A 4,285-nucleotide genomic window follows, 5' to 3' on the forward strand; every position below is an offset into this window, starting at 1 on the left:
GTCCGGCGCCGCACCGCGGCGCCGCTTGCCGCCCACGTGCGACGTCGCCTGCGCCGACGCTGCCGTGCCCGACGGCGCGCTCGGCGGGGTCGCCTCGTGCCCGGTGAGCGCCGAGGCGATCTCCTCGGCGGCGCCGGCGCTCGCGACGGGCGCGTCCGCGGCGTCGCTCGCGAGGAGCAGGTCGCGGTACGGGCCGTCCTCGCGGGCGAGCCGCGCCCGCGGGCCCTGCTGCACGACGCGGCCGTGGTCGAGGGCGGCGAGCAGGTCGGCCCGCTCGATGGTGGTGAGCCGGTGCGCGACGAGCACGCCCGTGCGGCCGGCGAGCAGCCGCTCCGACGCCGCGACCACGCGTGCCTCCGTGAGCGGGTCCATGCGGGCGGTCGCCTCGTCGAGCACGACCACCTGGACGTCGCGCACGAGCAGGCGCGCGAACGCGACGAGCTGCTCCTCCCCCGCCGACAGCGACGTGCCGCCCGGCCCGAGCAGCGTGTCGAGACCGTCGGGAAGGCCCGACACCCAGGCCTCCAGCCGCAGCTCGCGCACCGCGGCCTCGACGTCCTCGCGCGGGACGTCGGCGAACAGCGCGATGTTCTCAGCCAGCGTGCCGGCCAGGATCTCGGTGCGCTGCGTGACGACGCCCACCGCGGCGCGCAGCTTCTGCAGGTCGAGGTCGCGCACGTCGACGCCGCCCAGGAACACCGTGCCGGGCTCCGGCTCGACGGCGCGCGACAGCAGCGACGCGAGCGTGGACTTGCCCGACCCGGTGCGCCCGACGAGCGCCACGGTCTGCCCCGCCGGCACGTGCAGGCTCACGCCCTGCAGCGCGAACGTGCCCTCGGCGTACGAGAAGTGCAGGTCGCGCAGCTCGATGCCGACGGGGCCCTCGGGCAGGTCGCGGCCGCCCGTCGGCTCCGGCTCGACGGACAGCATCTGGCGGATGCGCGTGATCGCGCCCAGCCCTTCCTGGATGTCCGGCAGGTGGTGGATGAGGTTGTCCACCTGCCCCACGAACATGGCCGTGACCAGGAACAGCGTGACGAGGTCCTGGACCTCCAGGGCACCGCCCGAGGCCAGCGCGGCGCCGGTCACCGCGACGCCGGCCAGCAGCGACGCGAGCACCAGGCCGGCCCGGCGCAGCATCTTCGACTCGACGACCACCACGGCGCGGAACTTGCGGTGCACGTCCGCGGAGCGCTGCGCCAGGCGGCGGATCGCGAACGGCTGGCCGAGGCTGGTGCGCAGGTCGTCGCGGGCGGCGACGGACTCCTCGAAGGCGGCCGCGTGGTCGGTCCACGCGGCCTCCTCGATCACCTTGCGGCGCGCGATCTCGCCCAGCATCGGGCGCACCAGCACGCCGGCGAGCGCCCCCAGGAGCGGGAATAGCGCCCACGCGGGCCACCAGGTGATGCCTGCGACCACGTACATGGGCACGACGCCGACCACGGTGCGGCCCGCGCCCCACAGCTGGCGGCGCACGAGCGTGCCGACGGCGTGCGTGTCGTCGTCGACCCGGTCGAGCACCTCGCCCACGGCCTGCTCGGTGAGGGTGGCCAGCGGCTGGTGCAGCGCGGCGGTGAGCAGGTCGCCGCGCAGGCGCCCCTCGGCGCGGTCGACGACGCCCGCCCACACGACCTGCCCGGCCGTGTCGAACAGGGCGGCGCCGACCACGCAGAGCGCGAGCAGCGACAGCAGGGCACCGGTCGGGTCGTCCGCGAGGCGGCCCGCGACGACCGTGCCGAGCGCGGCACCCACCGCCCCGAGGGTGAGCGCGACCAGCGCGACCGCCGCGACAGGCCCGCGCAGCCGCCGCCAGTCGAGGCGGCGGGACGGGTCCGTCGACGACGGGATGGCGGTGGGGGTGGCGTGGTCCGCGCGCGCGGCAGGGGCGTCGATCATGGCCCGAGAAGCCTATGCGGCGCCCCCGACGCCGCGCCGCAGATTTTCCGTCAGATCAGGCCGAGCGCGCGGACGGCGTCCCGCTCCTCGGAGAGCTCCTGCACGCTGGCCGCGATCCGCTCGCGGGAGAACTCGTCGACGTCGAGCCCCTCCACGACCTCCCAGGCCCCGCCGGACGACGTCACCGGGAACGACGAGACGAGACCCTCCGGTACGCCGTACTGCCCCGTCGACCACAGGCCCGCGCTGGTCCAGTCGCCCTCGGCCGTGCCCCGCACCCAGTCGTGGACGTGGTCGATCGCCGCGTTCGCCGCGGACGCCGCCGACGACGCCCCGCGCGCGTCGATGATCGCGGCGCCGCGCTTGGCGACGGTCGGGATGAAGTCGTCGGTGAGCCAGAGCCTGTCCTCGTCCGCGTACCGTGCGCCCGGAGTCCCCGCGACGTCGGCCCGGAACACGTCCGGGTACTGGCTCGCGGAGTGGTTGCCCCAGATCGTCACGCGGCGCACCTGCGAGACCGGCACGTCCGCCCGCTTCGCGAGCTGCGACAGCGCGCGGTTGTGGTCGAGGCGGGTCATCGCCGTGAAGCGGTCCTTCGGCACGTCCGGCGCGTTCGACGCCGCGATCAGCGCGTTCGTGTTGGCCGGGTTGCCCACGACCAGCACCCGCACGTCGTCGGCCGCACCCGCATTGATGGCCCGGCCCTGCGGGCCGAAGATGCCGCCGTTCGCCTCGAGCAGGTCCGCCCGCTCCATGCCCGGGCCGCGCGGCCGGGCACCGACCAGCAGCGCGATGTTGGTGCCCGCGAAGCCCGCCGTCGGGTCGTCGTGGATGTCGATGCCGTCCAGCAGCGGGAACGCGCAGTCGTCGAGCTCCATCGCGGTGCCCTCGGCCGCCTTCACCGCCTGCGGGATCTCCAGCAGCCGCAGCCGCACGGGGGTGTCGGGGCCGAGCATCGCGCCCGACGCGATCCGGAAGAGCAGCGCGTACCCGATCTGGCCCGCCGCCCCGGTGACGGTGACGTTCACTGGTGTGGTCATGCCCCTACTCTGACGCAGCCGAGCGCCCGGGTCGACCGCCACTCCGGACGGGGCTCCGGACGATGGTCCGGCCCGGCTCCGACCGGCGCGCCGACCGCCGTGGCGGAGCGCGACCTGGGACGACGCGCGGTAACGTGCCAGGAGCGCCACCGTCGGCCCGCGCTCAGCAACCGTTCAGACCCCGGTGGAAGCATGCCCGCGCAGCCGGCCGTGAGGCCGGGCACGCACGACCGGCCCTCCACCGCGGGGGCACACCGAGACGCCCGTCTCCCGAGCAGAGAAGGACCCTCATGTCCCAGCACATCGCCGCCGAGAGCGGTACCGCTCCGGTCGACGTCGAGACGGCGGCCGACATCCCCGAGCACGGACTGTTCGCGCGGCTGGCCGCCGAGGCCTTCGGCACGTTCGTGCTGGTGCTCGGCATCGTCGGCACCGCGACGTTCAACGCCGTCAACAACGGCCAGATCCTCCCGGTGGCACTCGCCGGAGGCATCCTCGTCATGGGCGCCATCGCCGCCGTCGGCGGCGTGTCCGGCGGCCACTTCAACCCGGCCGTGACCTTCGGCCTCACGCTCGGGGGCCGCGCCGCGTGGCGCGACCTCGTGCCGTACTGGGGCGCCCAGCTCGTCGGCGGTACCGCCGCCGCGGCCGTGATGTTCTCGATCATTCCCGAGTCGTTCCCCGCGCTGACCGGGGCCGAGGACAAGGCCGCGCTCTTCCAGGGCACCGCGAACGGCTTCGGTTCGCACTCGCCCCTCGCGGCCCTCACCGCGGGCGCCGCGCAGAGCGGCGCCACCCCTGCCGAGTTCTCGATGTGGGCCGCCATCCTCGTCGAGGTGATCGTCACCGCCGTCTTCGTCGGCGTCATCCTCGGCGTGACGAGCAAGCGCTCGACCGTCACCTACGCCCCGGTCGTCATCGGCCTGACCCTCGGTGCGATGCTCATCGTCGCCTGGCCGGTCACCAACGCGTCGCTCAACCCGGCCCGCTCGTTCGCCTCGGCGGTGTTCGGCGGCGGCTGGACGTGGGGCCAGCTGTGGGTGTTCATCGTCGCCCCGCTCCTGGGTGGGGCGCTCGCCGCGCTGTTCTACCGGGCGTTCGCCCCGATCCCCTCGGTCGTCCAGGTCGAGGTCGGCTCCGCGGCCGGTGACGACCTCGGCGACGAGCCCCGTGAGCACGACGTCGTCGACGACGGCGCCCTGCCCGAGGCCGACGCGGCCGAGAAGCCCGACGCCGCCGGGACCGCCGTCGACGACGGCGCGACTCCGGGCACGGACGACGAGCCGAAGGGCGACGCACCGCGCGCCTGACGCCTCGCACGCACGAGGGCCGGCACCCTGCGGGGTGCC

The 4,285-nt window shown here is 75.2% G+C and carries 3 protein-coding genes; 1 reads left to right on the forward strand and 2 read right to left on the reverse strand.

Annotated elements, in window-relative coordinates:
* Positions 1 to 1,896, reverse strand: a 1,896-nt coding sequence (locus ACFUVW_RS19880; RefSeq protein WP_430573023.1) for an ATP-binding cassette domain-containing protein, incomplete at its 3' end; no start/stop codon positions are given.
* Between the two features lie 50 nt (positions 1,897 to 1,946).
* The gene (locus tag ACFUVW_RS19885; RefSeq protein WP_430573024.1) at positions 1,947 to 2,936 is read right to left on the reverse strand and encodes a malate dehydrogenase; all 990 of its coding nucleotides are present in this window, start codon (positions 2,934 to 2,936) and stop codon (positions 1,947 to 1,949) included.
* 290 nt (positions 2,937 to 3,226) lie between these two features.
* On the opposite strand from ACFUVW_RS19885, the gene ACFUVW_RS19890 reads away from it, so the two are divergent.
* Positions 3,227 to 4,246 (forward strand): MIP/aquaporin family protein, encoded by a 1,020-nt coding sequence (locus ACFUVW_RS19890; RefSeq protein WP_430573025.1) that lies wholly within the window; start codon positions 3,227 to 3,229, stop codon positions 4,244 to 4,246.
* The last annotated feature ends 39 nt before the right edge of the window (positions 4,247 to 4,285 follow it).

The organism is Isoptericola sp. NPDC057391, from assembly GCF_042668085.1.
In the GTDB taxonomy this organism is placed as follows: Bacteria; Actinomycetota; Actinomycetes; order Actinomycetales; family Cellulomonadaceae; genus Isoptericola.